Origin of the sequence: Massilia sp. WG5 (assembly GCF_001412595.2) — a bacterium.
Lineage (GTDB): Bacteria > Pseudomonadota > Gammaproteobacteria > Burkholderiales > Burkholderiaceae_D > Telluria.
Window position 1 is genome coordinate 969,861 of record NZ_CP012640.2, and the last position, 17,953, is coordinate 987,813.

18 protein-coding genes are annotated in these 17,953 nt (G+C 65.4%); 1 reads left to right on the forward strand and 17 read right to left on the reverse strand.

Annotated features, from left to right (window positions below; translation table 11 throughout):
* Positions 1–220: 220 nt before the first annotated feature.
* A complete protein-coding gene (locus AM586_RS04200; RefSeq protein WP_052233777.1) occupies positions 221–1,069 on the forward strand; it encodes a pyruvate, water dikinase regulatory protein in 849 nt (282 codons plus the stop codon).
* Positions 1,070–1,239: 170 nt separating this feature from the next.
* Here the strand turns inward: AM586_RS04200 and AM586_RS04205 are convergent, their stop codons facing one another.
* The 17 genes from AM586_RS04205 to rpsB all read right to left on the reverse strand — a co-directional run bounded on the left by AM586_RS04205 (position 1,240) and on the right by rpsB (position 17,920).
* On the reverse strand, positions 1,240–2,442 hold the full coding sequence (locus tag AM586_RS04205; protein WP_109370549.1) for an EAL domain-containing protein: 1,203 nt from the start codon (positions 2,440–2,442) through the stop codon (positions 1,240–1,242).
* 58 nt (positions 2,443–2,500) lie between these two features.
* Entirely contained in the window at positions 2,501–3,295 is a 795-nt protein-coding gene (locus AM586_RS04210; protein WP_052233776.1) for an RNA methyltransferase, read from the reverse strand.
* Positions 3,292–3,945: a ribonuclease HII gene (gene rnhB / locus AM586_RS04215; RefSeq protein ID WP_052233775.1), complete on the reverse strand. Its 654-nt coding sequence runs from the start codon at positions 3,943–3,945 to the stop codon at positions 3,292–3,294. The genes AM586_RS04210 and rnhB overlap by 4 nt, the downstream gene beginning before the upstream one ends.
* The gene (gene lpxB / locus AM586_RS04220; protein ID WP_082439636.1) at positions 3,942–5,114 is read right to left on the reverse strand and encodes a lipid-A-disaccharide synthase; all 1,173 of its coding nucleotides are present in this window, start codon (positions 5,112–5,114) and stop codon (positions 3,942–3,944) included. Before lpxB ends, rnhB begins: the two co-directional genes overlap by 4 nt.
* Positions 5,098–5,886 (reverse strand): acyl-ACP--UDP-N-acetylglucosamine O-acyltransferase, encoded by a 789-nt coding sequence (lpxA, locus tag AM586_RS04225; protein ID WP_052233774.1) that lies wholly within the window; start codon positions 5,884–5,886, stop codon positions 5,098–5,100. The genes lpxB and lpxA overlap by 17 nt, the downstream gene beginning before the upstream one ends.
* Positions 5,886–6,377 carry a 3-hydroxyacyl-ACP dehydratase FabZ gene (fabZ, locus tag AM586_RS04230; protein WP_052233773.1) on the reverse strand — a complete coding sequence of 164 codons (492 nt, stop codon included), beginning with the start codon at positions 6,375–6,377 and terminating at the stop codon, positions 5,886–5,888. Before fabZ ends, lpxA begins: the two co-directional genes overlap by 1 nt.
* The gene (gene lpxD, locus AM586_RS04235; protein WP_052233772.1) at positions 6,374–7,432 is read right to left on the reverse strand and encodes a UDP-3-O-(3-hydroxymyristoyl)glucosamine N-acyltransferase; all 1,059 of its coding nucleotides are present in this window, start codon (positions 7,430–7,432) and stop codon (positions 6,374–6,376) included. The genes fabZ and lpxD overlap by 4 nt, the downstream gene beginning before the upstream one ends.
* A gap of 93 nt (positions 7,433–7,525) precedes the next feature.
* Positions 7,526–8,059 carry an OmpH family outer membrane protein gene (locus tag AM586_RS04240; RefSeq protein ID WP_052233771.1) on the reverse strand — a complete coding sequence of 178 codons (534 nt, stop codon included), beginning with the start codon at positions 8,057–8,059 and terminating at the stop codon, positions 7,526–7,528.
* An 18-nt stretch (positions 8,060–8,077) separates the two neighbouring features.
* Entirely contained in the window at positions 8,078–10,438 is a 2,361-nt protein-coding gene (gene bamA / locus AM586_RS04245) for an outer membrane protein assembly factor BamA (RefSeq protein WP_052233770.1), read from the reverse strand.
* 54 nt (positions 10,439–10,492) lie between these two features.
* On the reverse strand, positions 10,493–11,836 hold the full coding sequence (gene rseP, locus AM586_RS04250; RefSeq protein WP_052233769.1) for an RIP metalloprotease RseP: 1,344 nt from the start codon (positions 11,834–11,836) through the stop codon (positions 10,493–10,495).
* A gap of 4 nt (positions 11,837–11,840) precedes the next feature.
* Positions 11,841–13,019 (reverse strand): 1-deoxy-D-xylulose-5-phosphate reductoisomerase, encoded by a 1,179-nt coding sequence (gene ispC, locus AM586_RS04255; RefSeq protein ID WP_052233768.1) that lies wholly within the window; start codon positions 13,017–13,019, stop codon positions 11,841–11,843.
* Between the two features lie 10 nt (positions 13,020–13,029).
* Positions 13,030–13,857: a phosphatidate cytidylyltransferase gene (locus AM586_RS04260; RefSeq protein WP_052233767.1), complete on the reverse strand. Its 828-nt coding sequence runs from the start codon at positions 13,855–13,857 to the stop codon at positions 13,030–13,032.
* A complete protein-coding gene (uppS, locus tag AM586_RS04265; RefSeq protein ID WP_052233766.1) occupies positions 13,857–14,615 on the reverse strand; it encodes a polyprenyl diphosphate synthase in 759 nt (252 codons plus the stop codon). The genes AM586_RS04260 and uppS overlap by 1 nt, the downstream gene beginning before the upstream one ends.
* Positions 14,616–14,717: 102 nt before the next feature.
* Positions 14,718–15,278, reverse strand: coding sequence for a ribosome recycling factor (gene frr, locus AM586_RS04270; protein ID WP_052233765.1), 561 nt, complete (start codon positions 15,276–15,278; stop codon positions 14,718–14,720).
* A 32-nt stretch (positions 15,279–15,310) separates the two neighbouring features.
* The gene (gene pyrH / locus AM586_RS04275; RefSeq protein WP_052233764.1) at positions 15,311–16,027 is read right to left on the reverse strand and encodes a UMP kinase; all 717 of its coding nucleotides are present in this window, start codon (positions 16,025–16,027) and stop codon (positions 15,311–15,313) included.
* Between the two features lie 125 nt (positions 16,028–16,152).
* A complete protein-coding gene (tsf, locus tag AM586_RS04280) occupies positions 16,153–17,061 on the reverse strand; it encodes a translation elongation factor Ts (protein ID WP_052233763.1) in 909 nt (302 codons plus the stop codon).
* Between the two features lie 112 nt (positions 17,062–17,173).
* Positions 17,174–17,920, reverse strand: coding sequence for a 30S ribosomal protein S2 (gene rpsB / locus AM586_RS04285; protein ID WP_060566917.1), 747 nt, complete (start codon positions 17,918–17,920; stop codon positions 17,174–17,176).
* Between the last annotated feature and the right edge of the window lie 33 nt (positions 17,921–17,953).

Below are 17,953 nucleotides of genomic sequence, written 5' to 3' on the forward strand. Positions count from 1 at the left end.
CGTGTGTCTTCAATGCTGCAGTAGACAGGTTAGTCATGATGAAACACCTTTTTTGATGATAGGGAACCTTTCGTGGCTTGTCTGGCCGGCGGGGCTTTCTTGTTATTCTGGCCGCCGTGCAGCACAATCCGTACATCCGTTGCCGAGCATTTTAACCTGCGTTTGTGCATCGCACCGTGCAACGGCTGCAACTTCGTCATCATATTAGCAAAAAGGCACCATGACTCCCTTGAGCACCCCCGTCAATCCGAATGCCGCGCGCACCGTGTTCTTCGTGTCCGACGGCACCGGCATCACCGCCGAAACCTTCGGTCACGCGGTGCTGAGCCAGTTCGAAATGCGGTTCCGGCAGATCCGCCTGCCCTTCATCGATACCATGGAGAAAGCGTACGATGCGGCGCGCCGCATCAACGACGTCGCCCTGTCCGACAACCAGCGCCCGATCGTGTTCTCGACCCTGGTCAAGCACGACCTGTCGGCCGTGATCCGCGCCGCCCAGGGCATGCACATGGACCTGTTCCAGACCTTCGTCGCGCCGCTGGAGCAGGAACTGGGCGTGAAATCGACCCACACCATCGGCCGCATCCACAACGTGGTCGACAGCGAGGAATACAAGAGCCGGATCGAGGCGATCAACTTCTCGCTGGCCCACGACGACGGCCAGTCGCACAAGAACCTGGCCGATGCCGACGTGATCCTGGTCGGCGTGTCGCGCTCGGGCAAGACCCCGACCAGCCTTTATCTTGCAATGCAATATGGAATCAAGGCCGCCAACTATCCGCTGATTCCGGACGACTTCGAGCGCGGCAGGCTGCCCTCGGCCCTGCCGCAGTTCAAGCACAAGCTGTTCGGCCTGACGATCACGCCGGAGCGCCTGGCCGAGATCCGCAACGAGCGGCGCGCCGGCAGCAAATATGCGTCACTGGAAAACTGCCGCTACGAGGTCAACGAGGCAGAGACGCTGATGCGGCGCGAGGGGATCCGCTGGCTGTCGTCGACGACCAAGTCGATCGAGGAGATCTCGACCACGATCCTGCAGGAGATCAAGCCGGATCGGCGGGAGTATTAAGAGAGGGGTCAGAGTCCGGTGTTGGTTTTAGAGGGACTCTGACCCCGGTGGTCAGTGGCGGCTTGACGGCGGCACGCGGCGGCCGCGTAGCGAAGTTGAGCCGCCACTACCCACCGGGGTCAGAGTCCCTTTAAAAGCAACACCGGACTCTGACCCCTCGTTAACCCCTATTAAAAGAAATGCCGCCAGTCTTCCAGCCACCCCGGAAACGCGCTCGCCTCCATCGGGTTGGCAATGTGGTAGCCCTGCGCATAGGTGCAGCCCAGCCCCTGCAGGAAGTCCCAGTCCTGGCGCGTCTCGACGCCGACCGCGACCGACATGCGGTCCAGGCTGTGCGCCAGGCCGAGGCAGGATTTCAGCACCGTGCCGAGCGGGCGCTTCTTCGAGGCGCCGTCGACGAAGGAGCGGTCGATCTTCAGCTCCGAGAACGGAATCCGCGCCAGCAGCTGCAGGTTGGAACGGCCGGTGCCGTAGTCGTCGATCGCCAGGCCGAATCCCATCATGCGCAGGCGCACCAGGCGTTCGATGAAGTCGACATCGAATTTCAGGATCGACGATTCAGTGATCTCGAAGCTCAGGTAATCCGGCAGCACGCCGTGGCGCTTCATGCAGGATTGAACCTGGCGGATGAAGTTCGGATTCGCCAGCGTCTCGGCCGCCAGGTTCAGCGAGATCGAGATCGGGATCCCCTGGTCGTGGTACTGGCGGCAGCGTTCGACCGACAGCTCGATCATGGTCCAGTCGAGGAAATCGATCCGGTTGTTCTGCTCCAGCGCGTCGATGAAGGCGGCCGGGCCCAGCACGCCGTGCTCCGGATGGCGCCAGCGCGCGAAGGTCTCCAGGCCCTTCACCTGGCCGGTGGCCAGCTCGATCTTGGGCTGGAAGAAGGGTTCGAACTGGCGCTGCTGGAGGCCGACGCCGACTTCGGCGAAGCTGAAGGCCGGCGAGCTCGCGCCCGCGCGCGGACGTGCGGGCGGCTGGAAGTTGTCGAGCACGGCCTTGAGCTTGGCGCTGGTGACCGGCTTGGCCACGGTACCCAGCAGGTCGACGCCATAGGCCTGGGCCAGGGTCTCGACCGAGAACAGGACGCCGGCCGGCTGGGCGCCGATCACGATCAGGCGCACGCTCGACTTGAGCGCGGCGATCGCGCGCAGCAGCTCCAGGCCGTCCATGCCGCCCAGGGCCAGGTCGACGACGGCGACGTCGATCTTCGGCGTGAAGCCGGCCTGCAGGGTGCGCAGCGCGGTCGGGCCGTCGGGCACGTCGGTGACGCGGCTGGCGCCGAGCTGGCCGAGCGCCTCGATCAGCGCGCGGCGCTGCACCGGTTCGGCTTCCGCCACCAGAAAATGTAGGTTCTGTAACGCTGACTGCATCGTGTCCATCTTGACTCCCTTGCCCAAACGCAAGAGTAACCCGTGCGGCCGGTGCCGTCTATGCCCGTTGCTGCCGTTGCTGCCGCAACTGCTCGAAAAAACACACTGCGGCGCAGGCGGCGACGTTCAGGGACTCGACCTGGCCGGCGTGCGGCACCGCCACGCGGCGGCTGGCCAGGTTCAGCAGGGTATCGGACACGCCCTGCCCTTCGTGGCCCAGCACCCAGGCCACCGGGCCGGCCAGTTCCACGTCGTACAGGCATTCGGCGGCATAGCCGCTGGTCGCCAGCACCGGGATGGCGGCCCCGCGCACCAGGGCCGCGAGGTCCACGTTCTCGTAGATCTCCAGCACGAAATGGGCGCCCATCGCCGCGCGCAGCACCTTGGGCGACCAGCAGAAGGCGGTGCCCGGGCTGCACCAGACCTGGCGGATCCCGGCTGCGCCGGCGCTGCGCAGGATCGAGCCGACGTTGCCCGGGTCCTGGACGCCGTCCAGCAGCACCGCCGATTCGGCCAGCACTTGCGGCGCCTGCGGCGACGGCGTATCGACCACGAACACCAGGCTGACGCCGTGCTCGACCTGGCTGATGGCGCCGAACAGCGCCTCCGGCAGCGCCGTCACGGGACCGCGCGCCGCTTCGACGCGCTCGACGATGGCGGCGACTTCCGGATTGGCCAGGGCGTCCTCGGACACCACGCAGTGCGCCGGCAGGCCACGCAGGTCCAGCCACGACTGGCACAGGTGCACGCCGTCCAGCAGCGAGCGGCCGGCCTTGCGGCGCGCCTGCGAGCTGGTGGCGAGCTGTTTCAGGTCCTTGTAGAAGGGGTTGTCGCGCGAGCTGACGGTCTTCATGCAAAATCCAGAAGATCAGCCTGCAGCAACGCGCGCACCGGCGCGAAGGAACGGCGGTGCACCGGGCACGGGCCGTGCAGGCGCAGGCGCTCCAGGTGCAGCGCGGTCGAATAGCCCTTGTGCTGGTCGAAGGCGTACTGCGGATAGGCGTCGTGCAGCGCCACCAGGGCGGCGTCGCGCGCGGTCTTGGCCAGGATCGAGGCGGCCGAGATGGCATGCACCTTGTCGTCGCCCTCGACCACGGCGTGGGCGCGGATCGGCGCCATGAGCTGCGGACAGCGGTTGCCGTCGATCAGGGCGATGGTCGGCATGGTGGCCAGCTGCTCGACCGCGCGACGCATCGCCAGCATGGTCGCCTGCAGGATGTTCAGGGTGTCGATCTCGAGGTGCGAGCACTCGGCGACGGCCCAGGCCAGCGCCCGCTCCCTGATGATCGGCGCCAGCTCGTCGCGGCGCGCCTCGGTCAGCTTCTTGGAATCGCGCAGTCCCTCGATCGGCCGTTTCGGGTCGAGGATCACGGCGGCGGCATAGACCGGGCCGGCCAGCGGACCGCGCCCGGCCTCGTCCACGCCGCAGACGATGTCGACGGTGGTGAACGGGCGGCCGCGGGTGGGCAGGCCGGGATAAAAATCGAACTTCTTCTTGCTCATCTCTTCAATCCAATGACTTCGAGGACCGCACGGCTGCTCTCCTCGGCACTGTTGCGCAGCAGGCTGTGGTGCATGTCCAGGAAGCGCTGCTGCAGGCGCGTCCGGTTGGCCTCGTCCGTCAGCTGGAACCAGACCGCATCGGCCAGCTTGTCGGGCGTGGCCGCGTGCTGCAGGAATTCCGGCACCACGAACTCGCGCGCCAGGATGTTCGGCAGCCCGATCCACGGCAGGTAGCCCATGTGACGCATGATCTCCCAGGAGGCGCGCATGACCTTGTACGCGATCACCATCGGCTTCTTGTACAGCGCCACTTCCAGGGTCGCCGTGCCGGAGGCCGCCAGCACCGCGTCCGCCGCGGCGATCGCCGCGTGCGACTGGCCGTCGATCAGCTCGAGGGGGACGTCGGACAGCCCGGCTTTCGCCACCAGGTCCATAAAATACGCCTTCTGGCGTTCGCCCGCCATCGGCGCGATGAAGCGGACGCCCGGGTCGCGCCGGGCCAGCAGCTTCACGGCGCCGGCGAAGGGCTCGGCCAGGTACTTGATCTCGGCCATGCGGCTGCCCGGCATCACGGTCACGAGCTTCGCATCGGCCGGAATGCCGAGCTGGCGGCGCGCGCCTTCGACGTCGGGCGCCAGCGGGATCTGCTCGGCCAGCGGATGGCCGATATAGGTCGCCGGTACGCCGGCCTTGCGGTAGATCTCTTCTTCGAACGGGAAGATCAGCAGCATGTGCGAGACCGCGCGCTGGATCTTCTTGATGCGCCCGCCGCGCCAGGCCCAGATCTGCGGGCCGACGAAGTGCAGGGTCGGAATCCCGGCGGCGCGCAGCTGCTCTTCCAGCCCGAGGTTGAAGCCGGGGTAGTCGGCGCCGATGAAGGCGGCCGGCCGCTCGGCGATCAGGCGGTCGCGCAGGCGGTTCTGGATGCCCTTCAGTTCGCGGTAGCGGGGAATCACTTCGAACAGGCCGCGCACGGTGAGGGTGTCCATCGGCACGCTTGAGACCAGCCCCTGCTCCAGCATGCGCGGTCCGCCGATGCCGCTGAAGCGTACCTCCGGCAGGTGCGCATGCAGGCCCGCCATCAAACGCGCGGCCAGCATGTCGCCGGAGACCTCGCCGGCCACCAGCGACAAGTGGACCGGGGCGCTGTTCTCAGCGGACGATGCCACGGGTGGAGGTAACGAGGAAGTCGAGCATGGCCTGGATCTGCGCGGCGCCCTCGCCGCCCTCGGCCGCCTCCTCCGCCATCTGCGCCTTGGCTTCTTCCAGCGTCTTGCCGGAACGGTAGATGGTCTTGTAGGCCGCGCGGACGGCGTTGATCTGCTCGCGCGTGAAGCCGCGGCGCTTCAGGCCTTCGATGTTCACGCCGTGCGCCTCGGCCGGGTTGCCCGACACCAGCACATAGGGCGGCACGTCCTGGGTCAGGCTGGTGTACATGCCGATGAAGGCGTGCGCGCCGATCTTGCAGAACTGGTGCACGCCGCAGTAGCCCGACAGGATCGCCCAGTCGCCCACGTGGACGTGGCCGGCCAGCTGTGCATTGTTCGAGAAGATCGTGTTGCTGCCGACCTGGCAGTCGTGCGCCAGGTGGACGTAGGCCGAGATCCAGTTGTCGTCGCCCAGGCGGGTCACGCCGGCGTCCTGGGTCGTGCCCAGGTTGAAGGTGACGAACTCGCGGATGGTGTTGCGGTCGCCGACTTCGAGGCGGGTCGGCTCGCCGGCCCACTTCTTGTCCTGCGGCGCCGCGCCCAGCGAGGCGAACTGGAAGATCCGGTTTTCCTTGCCGATCGTGGTGTGCCCTTCGATGACGACGTGCGGGCCGACCACGGTGCCGGCGCCGATCTGCACGTGCGGACCGATGATCGAATACGGGCCGACCTCGACCGAGCTGTCCAGCCGGGCCTTCGGATCGACGATCGCGGTCGAGTGAATCCTGCTCATCACTGCCCCGCGCCCGCTTGACCGGATTCGTTCGCGCGGATCGTGCACATCAGTTCCGCTTCCACCGCAACCTTGCCGTCGACGCTGGCCTGGGCCTTGTACTTCCAGATGCCGCGCGAGCTGCGCAGGATCTCGACGTCCATCTTCAGCTGGTCGCCAGGCCCGACCGGACGCTTGAAGCGGCAATTGTCGATGCCGACGAAGTACACCACCGAGTTCTCGTCCGGCTTCACGTTCATGGTCATGAAGGACAGGATCGCCGCGGTCTGGGCCAGCGCCTCGACCATCAGCACGCCCGGCATCACCGGCTGGTGCGGGAAGTGGCCGTTGAAGAACTCCTCGTTCACGGTGACGTTCTTGATGGCGGTGATGGTCTTGCCCAGTTCATAGTCGACCACGCGGTCGACCAGCAGCAGCGGATAGCGGTGCGGCAGGTATTCCTTGATCTGGGTAATGTTCAGGGTCTTGGAAGTGGTGAGCGATTCAGTCATTTTTGTTCTGTGTTGTCTGTCAGGGTTTTGATTTGCTTTTCCAGCGTGCGGATCTTCTCGCGCATCGAAGACAGGTTGCGCACGATCGCCGCGCTGCGCTCCCACTCCGAATTCTTGGCCAGCGGGTAGAAGCCGGTGTACTGGCCCGGCTCGAGCACCGAGCGCGACACCATGCTGCCCGAGGAAATATGGACATTGTCCGCGATTTCCAGGTGGCCCAGCACCATCGCGGCGCCGCCGAAGGTGCAGTTCTTGCCGATCTTCGCGCTGCCCGCCACGCCCACGCAGCCGGCCATCGCCGTGTTGGCGCCGATATGGCAGTTGTGGCCGATCTGGATCTGGTTGTCGAGCTTGACCCCGTTCTCGATGATGGTGTCGGCCAGCGCGCCGCGGTCGATCGTGGTATTGGCGCCGACGTCGACGTCGTCGCCCAGGATCACGCGCCCGGTCTGCGGAATCTTGATGTAGACGCCGTTCTCGCGCGCGAAGCCGAAGCCGTCGGTGCCGATCACGGATCCCGAATGCAGGATGCCGCGCTTGCCGATCCTGCAGCGCGCGTGGAAGGTCACGTTCGCGAACAGGTGGCAGTCCTCGCCGATCTCGGCGTCGGCGCCGACGAAGCAGCCGGCGTCGATCACGGCGCCCGCCGCGATCGTGGCGCCCGCCTCGACCGTCACATGCGGGCCGATGTGGGCGCCCGGGTCGACGCGCGCGCTCTCGTGCACGCTCGCGGACGGGTGCACGCCCGGCGGCTTCGGCGTTTCTTCCAGCGCGGCGAAGTACTGAGCGACGCGGGCGAAGTAGGCGTAGGGGTTGGTGGTGACGATGCGCGCGCCCTCGTAGGTGGCGGCGACGGTGGCGTCGTCCAGCGGGGCGACGATCAGCGCCGCCGCCCGGCTTTGCGCCGCCAGTGCGCGCAGTTTGCTATTGCTGAGAAAGCTGATGTGCGAAGCGTCGGCGCTGTCGAGGGGTGCGATGCCCTGGACCGCGAGGTCCGGGCTTCCCACCAGCTGTCCACCGAAGCGTTCGACCAATTCACCCAGTCGAGTGCCCATCTGGTCGTTCCGTTAAAAAATGAGAGGTAAAGGCATAATGATACGCCGGCCGGGCGCATCCGTCCGGCCGGCGTTCGATTGAAATCCTGGCGCTTATTTGTCGAGCAGCTTGAGGATCTTGTCGGTGATGTCGATGCGCGGGCTGGACCAGATGGCCTCCTGCAGCACGACGTCGAGGTGTTCCTGCTCGGCCACCTGTTCGATCAGCTTGAAGGCTTTCTGGGCGATCGCCGAGCGCTCTTCGTTCTTCCGCTGCAGCAGGTCTTCATTGAATTCGCGCTGCATGCGCTGGACGTCCTTTTCCATGTCCAGCAGCTCGCGGGTGCGGCGGGTGCGGTCGATGTCGTTCAGCTTCGGCGCATCCTCGTCGAACTTCTCGCGGGCGCTCTTGAAGCGCTTGACCATGTCGTCGACCTGCTTCTGGCGCTTGGAGAATTCGGCCTGGATCTTCTCGTCCGCCGCCTTCGCCAGCCTCGATTCGGTCATCAGCCTTTCGGTGTAGATGAAACCGATCCGGCCGGTCGGCGCCTGGGCCTGCGCCTGCGCACTCGCGTGCAGCAGCGCACCCGCGCAGACGGCGGCCAGCGCCAGGGTCCTTGGCAACGAGACTAACGATTTATTCAACATGATTCTCCGAAATCCTTGTCAGAAGCCGGTGCCCATCTGGAACTGGAAGCGTTCCAGGCGGTCGCCCGGCTTGGCGTTCAAGGGCTTAGCATAACTCAACTTGAGCGGACCCACCGGGGAAATCCACGACAGGCCGATACCCGCCGAGTAGCGCAGCTGGTCGAGGCGCATGCGCTGGCCTTCCTGGTAGACCTGGCCGCCGTCGGCGAAGGTGAACCAGCGCAGCGAGCGGTCGGTGCCGCTGCCCGGGAACGGGAACTGCAGCTCGGCGTTGCCGATCACGCGGCGCGCGCCGCCCAGGGCGTCCAGGGTGAACGGGTCGACCAGGCCCAGCGAGGAACTCTCGTAGCCGCGCACCGAACCGATGCCGCCGCCGTAGAAGTTCTTGAAGACCGGGTAGGCATGGCCCTGCAGGCCGCCGCCGATGTCCAGCTCGCCCTTCAGGGCCAGCGTCATCCAGCGCGTCAGCGGACGGTACCACTGGTGTTCGTAGATGGCGCGGTAGTACTTGGCGTCGCCCAGCAGGTCGATCTCGAGGTTGGCGCGCTGGTAGCGGCCGCGGGTCGGCGTGACGGCGCTGTCGCGCGAATCGCGGCCCCAGGCCACGGTCAGCGGGATCGCGTTGGTGGTCGCGCTGCCGATACCGGTGCCCTTGGTCGCCGGGTCGGCCGCGTTCTGCTTGACGAATTCCTTGTACAGGGTCGGCGAGCTGCTGTCGGTTTCCAGCTTGGTGCGTTCGAGGCCGGCGCCGAAGTACACGGTGTCGGTCTCGGAGAACGGCACGCCGAAGGTCAGGTTGCCGCCCATCTGGCGCACGGTGTAGGAACCGATGTTCAGCGCCGGCGGACGCGAGGTGCGCAGGTAGAGCTGGAAGGCGCGCGACACGCCTTCGTCGGTGAAGTACGGGTTGGTCTGCGCGAACGAGATCGTGCGGTTGTACTTGCTGGTGTTCAGCTCGACGCCGACCGTGTTGCCGCTGCCGGCGAAGTTAGCCTGGGTGACCGAGGCCGTGAAGGTGAACTTCTCGGCCTGCGAGAACGCGCCGCCGATCATGAAGTTACCGGTCGGTTTTTCGGTGACCGCGATGTTGACGTCGACCTGGTCGGTGGTGCCCTGGGATTCCGGGGTCTCGACGGTCACGTCCTTGAAGTAGCCGAGGCGGTCGACGCGGTCGCGCGACAGCTTCACGCGGTTCGGGTCGTACCACGAGCTCTCGAACTGGCGGAATTCGCGGCGGATCACTTCGTCGCGGGTAATGGTATTGCCCGAGATCGTCATGTGGCGCACGTAGGCGCGCTTGCCCGGGTCGACCATGAAGGTGAACGCGACTTCGTGCTTGGCCTGGTTGATGTCCGGGTTGGCGTTGACGTTCGCGAAGGCGTAGCCGAAGCTCGCCAGGCGCTCGGAGATGCGCTTGTTCGAGGCTTCCAGCAGTTCGCCCGAATAAGTCTGGCCCGGACGCAGCAGGATCAGCTGCTTCAGTTCTTCGGCGCGGCCGAAGGTCTCGCCTTCCAGCTTGATGCCGGTGACGGTGTACTTCTCGCCCTCGGTGATGTTGATCGTGAGGTAGATTTCCTTCTTGTCCGGGGTGATCGCGACCTGGGTCGATTCGACCGTCGCTTCCAGGTAGCCGTGGTTGGCGTACCAGGACTTGATCGCTTCCAGGTCGCCGGTCAGCTTCTGCTTGGAATACTGGTCGGCCTTCGAGTACCAGGTGAACCAGCCCGAGGTGTTCAGCTGCAGCAGTTCGCGCAGCTGCTTGTCGGAGAAGGCCTTGTTGCCGATGATGTTGATGCCCTTGATCTTGGCGACATCGCCTTCGTCGACGTTGAACATGATCGTCACGCGGTTGCGCTCGATCGGGGTCACGGTGGTGGTGATCTTCACGCCGTACAGGCCGTGCGACAGGTACTGGCGCTTCAGCTCCTGCTCGGCGCGGTCGACCGATGCCTTGTCGAAGATCTTGGTTTCGCCGACGCCGATTTCCTTCAGCGCCTTGACCAGCATATCCTTCTCGAATTCCTTGGTGCCGGTGAAGTCGACGCTCGAAATCGCCGGACGCTCTTCGACCAGCACCACCAGCACGCCGTTCTCTTCTTCCAGGCGCACGTCCTTGAAGAAGCCGGTTGCATACAGGGCCTTGATCGCTGCGGTGCCCTTGTCGTCGTCGAAGGTTTCGCCGACGCGTACCGGCAGGTAGCTGAACACCGTGCCTGCCTCGGTGCGCTGGATGCCTTCGACCCGGATGTCCTTCACCACGAAAGGAGCCACGGCGGAAGCGTGGCCGGCGCACAGGGCCAGCACGGCGGCGCCGATCAGACTGCGGCGGGAAGGCATGGCGAAGCGGGGCAAGGCAGGACGATCAGAGTGTAATTTCATTGCTTAGGTCAATGGGTCAGTCATTTGGACGAACTTCGTATTCTGCGCCGGGTATCAGAACAGCCGCACCAGGTCGTTGAAGACGGCGAGCGCCATCAGCATGAGCATCAGGCCGAACCCCGCGATCTGCGCGATCTCGCCGATACGTGCGGACAGGGGGCGCCCGGTTAAAACTTCCAGCGAATAATACAGCAATTGGCCGCCATCCAGAACGGGAATTGGTAACAGATTCATTACACCCAGGCTCAGGCTGATGAAGGCCAGCATCTCGATATAGGTCGCAAAGCCGGCGCCGGCGGCCTGTCCGGCGACGCCGGCGATGGTGATCGGACCCGACACGTTCTTCAGCGAGACTTCGCCGGTCAGCATCTTGCCGATCATCTTGAGGGTCGTCACGCTGCCGTCCCAGGCCCGTCCGGCGCCCTTGGCGACGGCCTCGAGCGGACCGGCCTTGACCGTCACCATCTCGGGCGCCTGCGCCACCATCAGCTTGACGATGCCGGCGCCGCTTGCCGGATCGCGCTCCGGCGTGATCGGCAGGCGCAGCAGCTGGCCGGCGCGCAGCACGTCCAGCTGCAGGGTGCGTCCGGCGGCGCCGCGCACGGCCTCGATGAAGTCGATGCCGTCCGTGACCGGCTTGCCGTCGATCGCCACCGCCAGGTCGCCCGGCTGCAGGCCGGCGCGGGCCGCGGCGCCGCCCGGGATCACCTTGTCGACCGCCGGCCGCGGGCGCCACATCTGCATGCCGAGCTGCTTCATCACATCGACGTCGCCGTCCGGATTCAGGCGCGCCATGGCGGCGGCCGGGATCACGGCGCGGTAGCTGCCGCCGCCCTGCCCGTGCAGGGTCAGTTCGGCGTCGCGCTTGTCGAGGGCGGCGCGCACGATCTCCCAGCGCAGGTCGCCCCAGGCCGTTACCGGCTGGCCATTGACCGCGCTGACGCTGTCGCCGCCGCGCACGCCGGCCAGGTAGACCGGGGTGTCCGGCTGCATGGCGCGCAGGCGCGTGCCCGGCTCTTCCTTGCCGGCCATGAACAGGCCCGCCATCAGCAGGATCGCCAGCAGGAAGTTGACTGCCGGCCCGGCGGCGATGATGGCGATGCGCTTCCACACGTTCTGGCGCGTGAACTCGCGCGCTTCCTCGCTGGCGTCGACCGGGGAGGTAGCAGGGTCGCGGCTGTCGACCAGCTTGACGTAGCCGCCCAGCGGCAGCATCGAGACCGCCCATTCGGTCTGGTCGCGGCCGATACGGCGCGACCACACCACCCTGCCCATGCCGATCGAGAAGCGGCGCACCTTGACGCCGCACAGGCGCGCCACGAAGTAGTGGCCCAGTTCGTGGATGATGATCAGCGGTCCCAGGCCAAGCAGGAAACCGATCAGGATATGGGCGAGCATGGCGTCAGGTCCGCGCGAGGGTAGCGACGATCCGGCCGGCGGCCTGGCGCGCATGCGCGTCCTGGGCCAGCACCGCCTCGATGCTGGAGGCGGCGCCGTGCGGCTCCTCGTCCATCACGCGGCGCAGCACGCGGTCGATGTCGCGGAAACCGATGCGGCGATCGAGGAAAGCCTGCACCGCGACTTCGTTGGCGGCGTTCAGCAGCGCCGGTGCGGTGCCGCCCGCGCGCAGGGCGTCGAAGGCCAGGCCCAGGCAGGGGAAGCGTTCCAGGCTGGGCGCGTGGAACTCCAGCGCCGCCATGGCGGTGAGATCGAGCTGCGCCACGCCGGAGGCGATCCGTTTGGGGAAGGCCAGCGCGTGGGCGATCGGGGTGCGCATGTCGGGGTTGCCGAGCTGGGCCAGCACCGAACCGTCCACGTAGGACACCATCGAATGGATCACGCTTTGCGGATGGATCACCACCTCGATCAGTTCGGCAGGCGCGCCGAACAGCCAGTGGGCCTCGATCACTTCCAGGCCCTTGTTCATCATGGTGGCGGAGTCGACCGAGATCTTGCGGCCCATCGACCAGTTCGGGTGCTTGCAGGCTTCTTCCGGCGTCACCTGCTCCAGGGTCGCCACCTCGCGCTTGAGGAAGGGGCCGCCGGAAGCGGTGAGCAGGATCTTGGCCACGCCGGCCGCGCCGGGCTGGCGGGCGTAATGGCTCGGGAGCGACTGGAAGATCGCGTTGTGCTCGCTGTCGATCGGCAGCAGGGTCGCCTTGTGCTCGCGCACCGCGTCCATGAAGAGCTGGCCGGACATCACCAGCGCTTCCTTGTTGGCCAGCAGGACCTTCTTGCCGGCGCGGGCGGCGGCCAGGGTCGGCGCCAGGCCGGCGGCGCCGACGATGGCGGCCATCACGGTGTCGGTGGCGCTGCTCGCCGAAATCTCGCACAGGGCCTGTTCGCCCCAGGAGACGTCGGTCGGCAGGTCGGCGATCAGGCCGGCCAGGCGCGCGGCGGCCTCGGGCGAGCCGACCACGGCGCGCGCCGGGCGGTGAATGCGGCACTGGGCCGCAAGCTCGTCGACGCGGCTGTGCGCGCTCAGCGCGTGGACTTCGTATTTGTCGGGGTGGCGCCCGAGCACGTCGAGGGTCGAGGCGCCGATCGAGCCGGTGGCGCCCAGGATGGTTACGCGTTGCATGGGGAACCTCTTAAAGCCTGGAGCCGATCAAGGCTGCGAGCGGCAAGACAGGGATCAGGGCGTCGATCCGGTCGAGGACGCCACCGTGGCCGGGCAGCAGGTTGCTGCTGTCCTTCATGCCGGCGCGGCGCTTGAGCTGGGATTCGAACAGGTCGCCGACGACGCTGGCGGCGACCATCAGGACCAGGATGGCCAGCAGCGCCGGCCAGCCGAAGCTGGCGGCGACGCGCGCGGCGAAGGTGTCGGCGAAGGCCGCGCCGCCGAAGCGCACCGAGAGTGCGCCCAGCACCAGCACGGCGATGCCGCCGCCGATCGCGCCCTCCCAGGATTTGCCCGGCGAGATCGAGGGCGCCAGCTTGCGCTTGCCGAAGGCCTTGCCGGAGAAATAGGCGCCGATGTCGGCCACCCAGACGATCGCCATCACCGACAGCAGGAACAGGGGCGAGTGCGAGAACAGCACCACGATGGCGACGAAGCAGCCGAAGATCGCGAAGCCGTAGACCAGGCTCAGCAGGGTATTCGAGGGACTGCCCAGCGGCGGCAGGCCGAACTTCAGCGAGGGCGCGAAGCGGGCGATCCACAGCGCCAGGCTGAGCGCGGCCCAGAAGGCGGCATTCATGTGCCCGCTCAGCATCGAGGTGGCGAACACCGCGGTCCAGACCAGGGCGATGATGTGGGCGCTGGCGGTGCCGGGATTGAACAGCCGCACGCATTCCCAGACCGCGGCGCCGAAGAACACCGTCGCCACCACCGCGAACGCCGCGAAGTTATTGAAATACAGGACCGGCAGCAGGACTGCCAGCAGGACGATTGCGGTGATGACGCGGGTTTTCAGCATCAGCTTTTCTTTGCCTTGTTGGCGACCTGCTCGCCGGTGCGGCCGAAGCGGCGTTCCCGGTTCTGGTAGGACGCGATCGCGGTATCGAGGGACTCTGGCGAGAAATCGGGCCAGAACGCGTCGGTGAAATACAGCTCCGAATACGCCAGCTGCCACAACAGGAAATTCGAGATGCGCTCCTCGCCGCCGGTGCGGATGAACAGGTCCGGCTCCGGCGCATAGGCCATCGCCAGGTGCGGCGCCAGCATCTCTTCGGTGTACTCGGTGACGCCCGGATTGGCCGCCACCATCTTGCCGGTCGCCTGCATGATGTCCCAGCGGCCGCCATAGTTGGCGCACACGGTCACGGTCAGGCGGGTATTGTTGGCGGTCTTGCGTTCGGCGTTGGCGATCATGTCCTGCAGCTTGGGATCGAAGCGCGACAGGTCGCCCACCACCTTCAGGCGGATGTTATTGGCGTGCATCTTCGCGACTTCGCGCTCGAGCGCGGTGACGAACAGGCCCATCAGGTAGGACACCTCTTCGGCCGGACGGCGCCAGTTTTCCGAGGAAAAAGCGAACAGCGTCAGGTACTCGACGCCGCGCTCCACGCAGGCCTCGACGATCTTGCGCACGGCATCGACGCCCTTGACGTGACCGGCCACGCGCGGCAGCAGGCGCTTGGTCGCCCAGCGGCCATTGCCGTCCATGATGATGGCGATATGGCGCGGCACCGCCGGCGCGTCGGGAACTGCGGTGGTCGAACTTTTGAAAATCATAAATCTGGCCGGAATCGGCGGTAAAAACGAGGCGCCGGCACGGGCGAACCCGGCCGGCGTGCACGGTAGCAAAGGCAGGCGCAAGGGCGCCCTGCCCGCGGCTTACACCGTCATGATTTCCTTCTCTTTGTCGGCAACGAGCTTGTCGATGTCGACGACGGCTTTGTCGGTCAGCTTCTGGATCTCGTCCTGGGCGCGGCGCTCGTCATCTTCCGAGATGGCCTTGTCCTTGATCAGCTTCTTCAACTGTTCATTGGCGTCGCGGCGCACGTTACGCACGGCGATCTTGGCGTCTTCGGCTTCCGACTTGGCCAGTTTGACCATTTCCTTGCGGCGCTCTTCGGTCAGGGCCGGGGTCGGCACGCGGACCATGTCGCCGAAGGTCGACGGGTTCAGGCCGAGGTCGGAGTCGCGGATCGCTTTCTCGACGGTGCTCAGCATCTTCTTTTCGTAGGGCTGGACACCGATGGTGCGGGCGTCGATCAGCGTCAGGTTGGCAACCATCGGCAGCGCGGTGGGGGAACCGTAGTAATCCACCATCACATGGTCGAGGATGCCGGTGTGGGCGCGGCCGGTGCGGACCTTGGCCAGGTCGGCCTTCAGGGTTTCGATGGACTTGGCCATCTTGTCCTGGGCATTTTTCTTCACGTCAGCGACGGACATGCTGCTCTCCTGTTTTTGCTAAATAACGAATTTTAAACGTGTACCAGTGTACCCTCGTCTTCACCCATGATCACGCGCTTGAGCGCGCCGGGCTTGACGATCGAGAACACCTTGATCGGCAGCTTCTGGTCGCGGCACAGGGCGAACGCGGTGGCGTCCATCACCTGCAGGTGCTTGGCGATCGCTTCATCGAAGGTGATCGACTCGTAGCGCGTAGCGTGCGGATCCTTCTTCGGATCGGCAGTATATACGCCATCGACCTTGGTTGCCTTCAAAACAATCTCGGCCGAGATTTCGGAACCACGCAGCGCGGCTGCGGTGTCGGTGGTGAAGAAGGGATTGCCGGTACCGGCGGCGAACACGACCACCTTGCCTTCCTCGAGGTACTGCAGGGCTTTCGGGCGCACATAGGGCTCGACCACCTGCTCGATGCCGATCGCCGACATCACGCGCGCGGTGATGCCCTGCTGGCGCATGGCGTCGGCCAGGGCCAGCGCATTCATGACGGTGGCCAGCATGCCCATGTAGTCGGCGGTCGCGCGGTCCATGCCCTGCGCGCCCGGCGCCACGCCGCGGAAGATGTTGCCGCCGCCAATCACGACTGCCAGTTCCACGCCCAGCTTCGACACTTCCGCGACGTCGGCGACCATGCGCTCGATGGTGGCGCGGTTGATGCCGAACTGATCGTCGCCCATCAGCGCTTCGCCAGACAGTTTGAGAAGGACTCGTTGGTAGGCGGGTTTGGTCATGAATGGGCTCCTGGATGTTAGATGATTCGAATTCGGGTACAACTGATGCGGCGGCGTCCGGGCTCATGACCTGGACGCCCCTGCAAAAACGGGCCTTTCGGCCCGTCTTCTTTATCTACTGCTGATTACTGCTTGGCTGCGGCCATCTGGGCTGCAACTTCCGCTGCAAAGTCGTCGACTTTCTTCTCGATGCCTTCGCCCACCACGTACATGGTGAATGCCTTGACGCTGGCGTTGTTCGCCTTCAGCATCTGCTCGATGCTCTGCTTGTCGTTCTTCACGAAAGCCTGGTTGAACAGCGACACTTCCTTCAGGTACTTCTGCACCGAGCCGTCGATACGCTTGGCGACGATCTCTTCCGATTGCGGCTGCTTGCCCGCGGCGACAGCGGCGTCCGCGTCTTCCTTGGCTTTCAGCTGGGCAACCGAACGCTCTTTCTCGATCAGTTCGGCCGGCACTTGCTCGGACGACAGGGCGACCGGCTTCATCGCGGCGATGTGCATGGCGACGTCCTTGCCCACTTGCTCGTCGGCGCCGTCGTAGTCGACGATCACGCCGATGCGCGCGCCGTGCAGGTAGGAAGCCAGCTTGCCGGTGGTTTCGAAGCGCTGGAAACGACGCACGGTCATATTCTCGCCGATTTTACCGATCAGTGCCGTACGCACGTCGTCGAAGGTCTTGCCGTCGACCGGCAGGGCGGCCAGGGCAGCGACGTCGGCCGGGTTGTTCTCGGCGACCAGCTTGGCAGCCAGGTTGGCCATGGCCATGAATTCGTCGTTCTTGGCGACGAAGTCGGTTTCGCTGTTGATTTCCACCAGCGCGCCGATGTTGCCGGCAACGTAAGCCGTCACCACGCCTTCGGCGGTGATGCGCGACGCTGCCTTCGAAGCCTTGCCGCCCAGCTTGACGCGCAGGATCTCTTCGGCACGGGCCATGTCGCCTTCGGCTTCGTTCAGTGCCTTCTTGCACTCCATCATCGGGGCATCGGTCTTGGCGCGCAGTTCGCCAACCATCGCTGCAGTAATCGCTGCCATGTCATTTCTCCTAAATAGGTTTGTTCTTGCTGAATCTGCTTGCAAAAAAGGGCGCTCGATACAGGCTCGGCGCCCCTTTTCTTACTCCGACGGGCTCAACACCCGTCAGGCATTATGCTTGCTCGGAAACTTCGACGAAGTCGTCGCCAGCCTTGGCCGCCTCGACGACCTCGTTGGTGGCGTTGGCGCGGCCTTCCAGGATCGCATCGGCGACGCCGCGTGCGTACAGGGTGATGGCCTTCGAGGAGTCGTCGTTACCCGGGATCACGTGGGTGACGCCTTCCGGCGAGTGGTTGGTGTCGACCACGCCGATGACCGGGATGCCCAGCTTGCCGGCTTCGGTGATGGCGCCCTTGTGGTAGCCGACGTCGACGACGAAGATCGCGTCCGGCACGCCGCCCAGGTCCTTGATGCCGCCGATCGACTTCTGCAGCTTTTCCATTTCGCGCGAGAACATCAGGGCTTCTTTCTTCGACATCTTCTCGACGTCGCCCGCTTCGATCATGGCTTCCATGTCCTTCAGGCGCTTGATCGAGGTCTTGATGGTCTTGAAGTTGGTCAGCATGCCGCCCAGCCAGCGCTGGTCGACGTACGGCACACCAGCGCGCTGGGCTTCAGCGGCGATGATGTCGCGGGCCTGGCGCTTGGTGCCGACCAGCAGGATGGTGCCGCGGTTGGCAGCGATCTGCTTGATGGTTTTCATCGCATCCTGGTACATCGCCATGGTTTTTTCCAGGTTGATGATGTGGATCTTGTTGCGATGACCGAAGATGAACGGTGCCATTTTCGGGTTCCAGAAACGGGTCTGGTGGCCGAAGTGAACACCGGCTTCCAGCATTTCGCGCATAGTAACGGACATTTGATTCTCCAGGGTTATGTCTTGAATAACGGC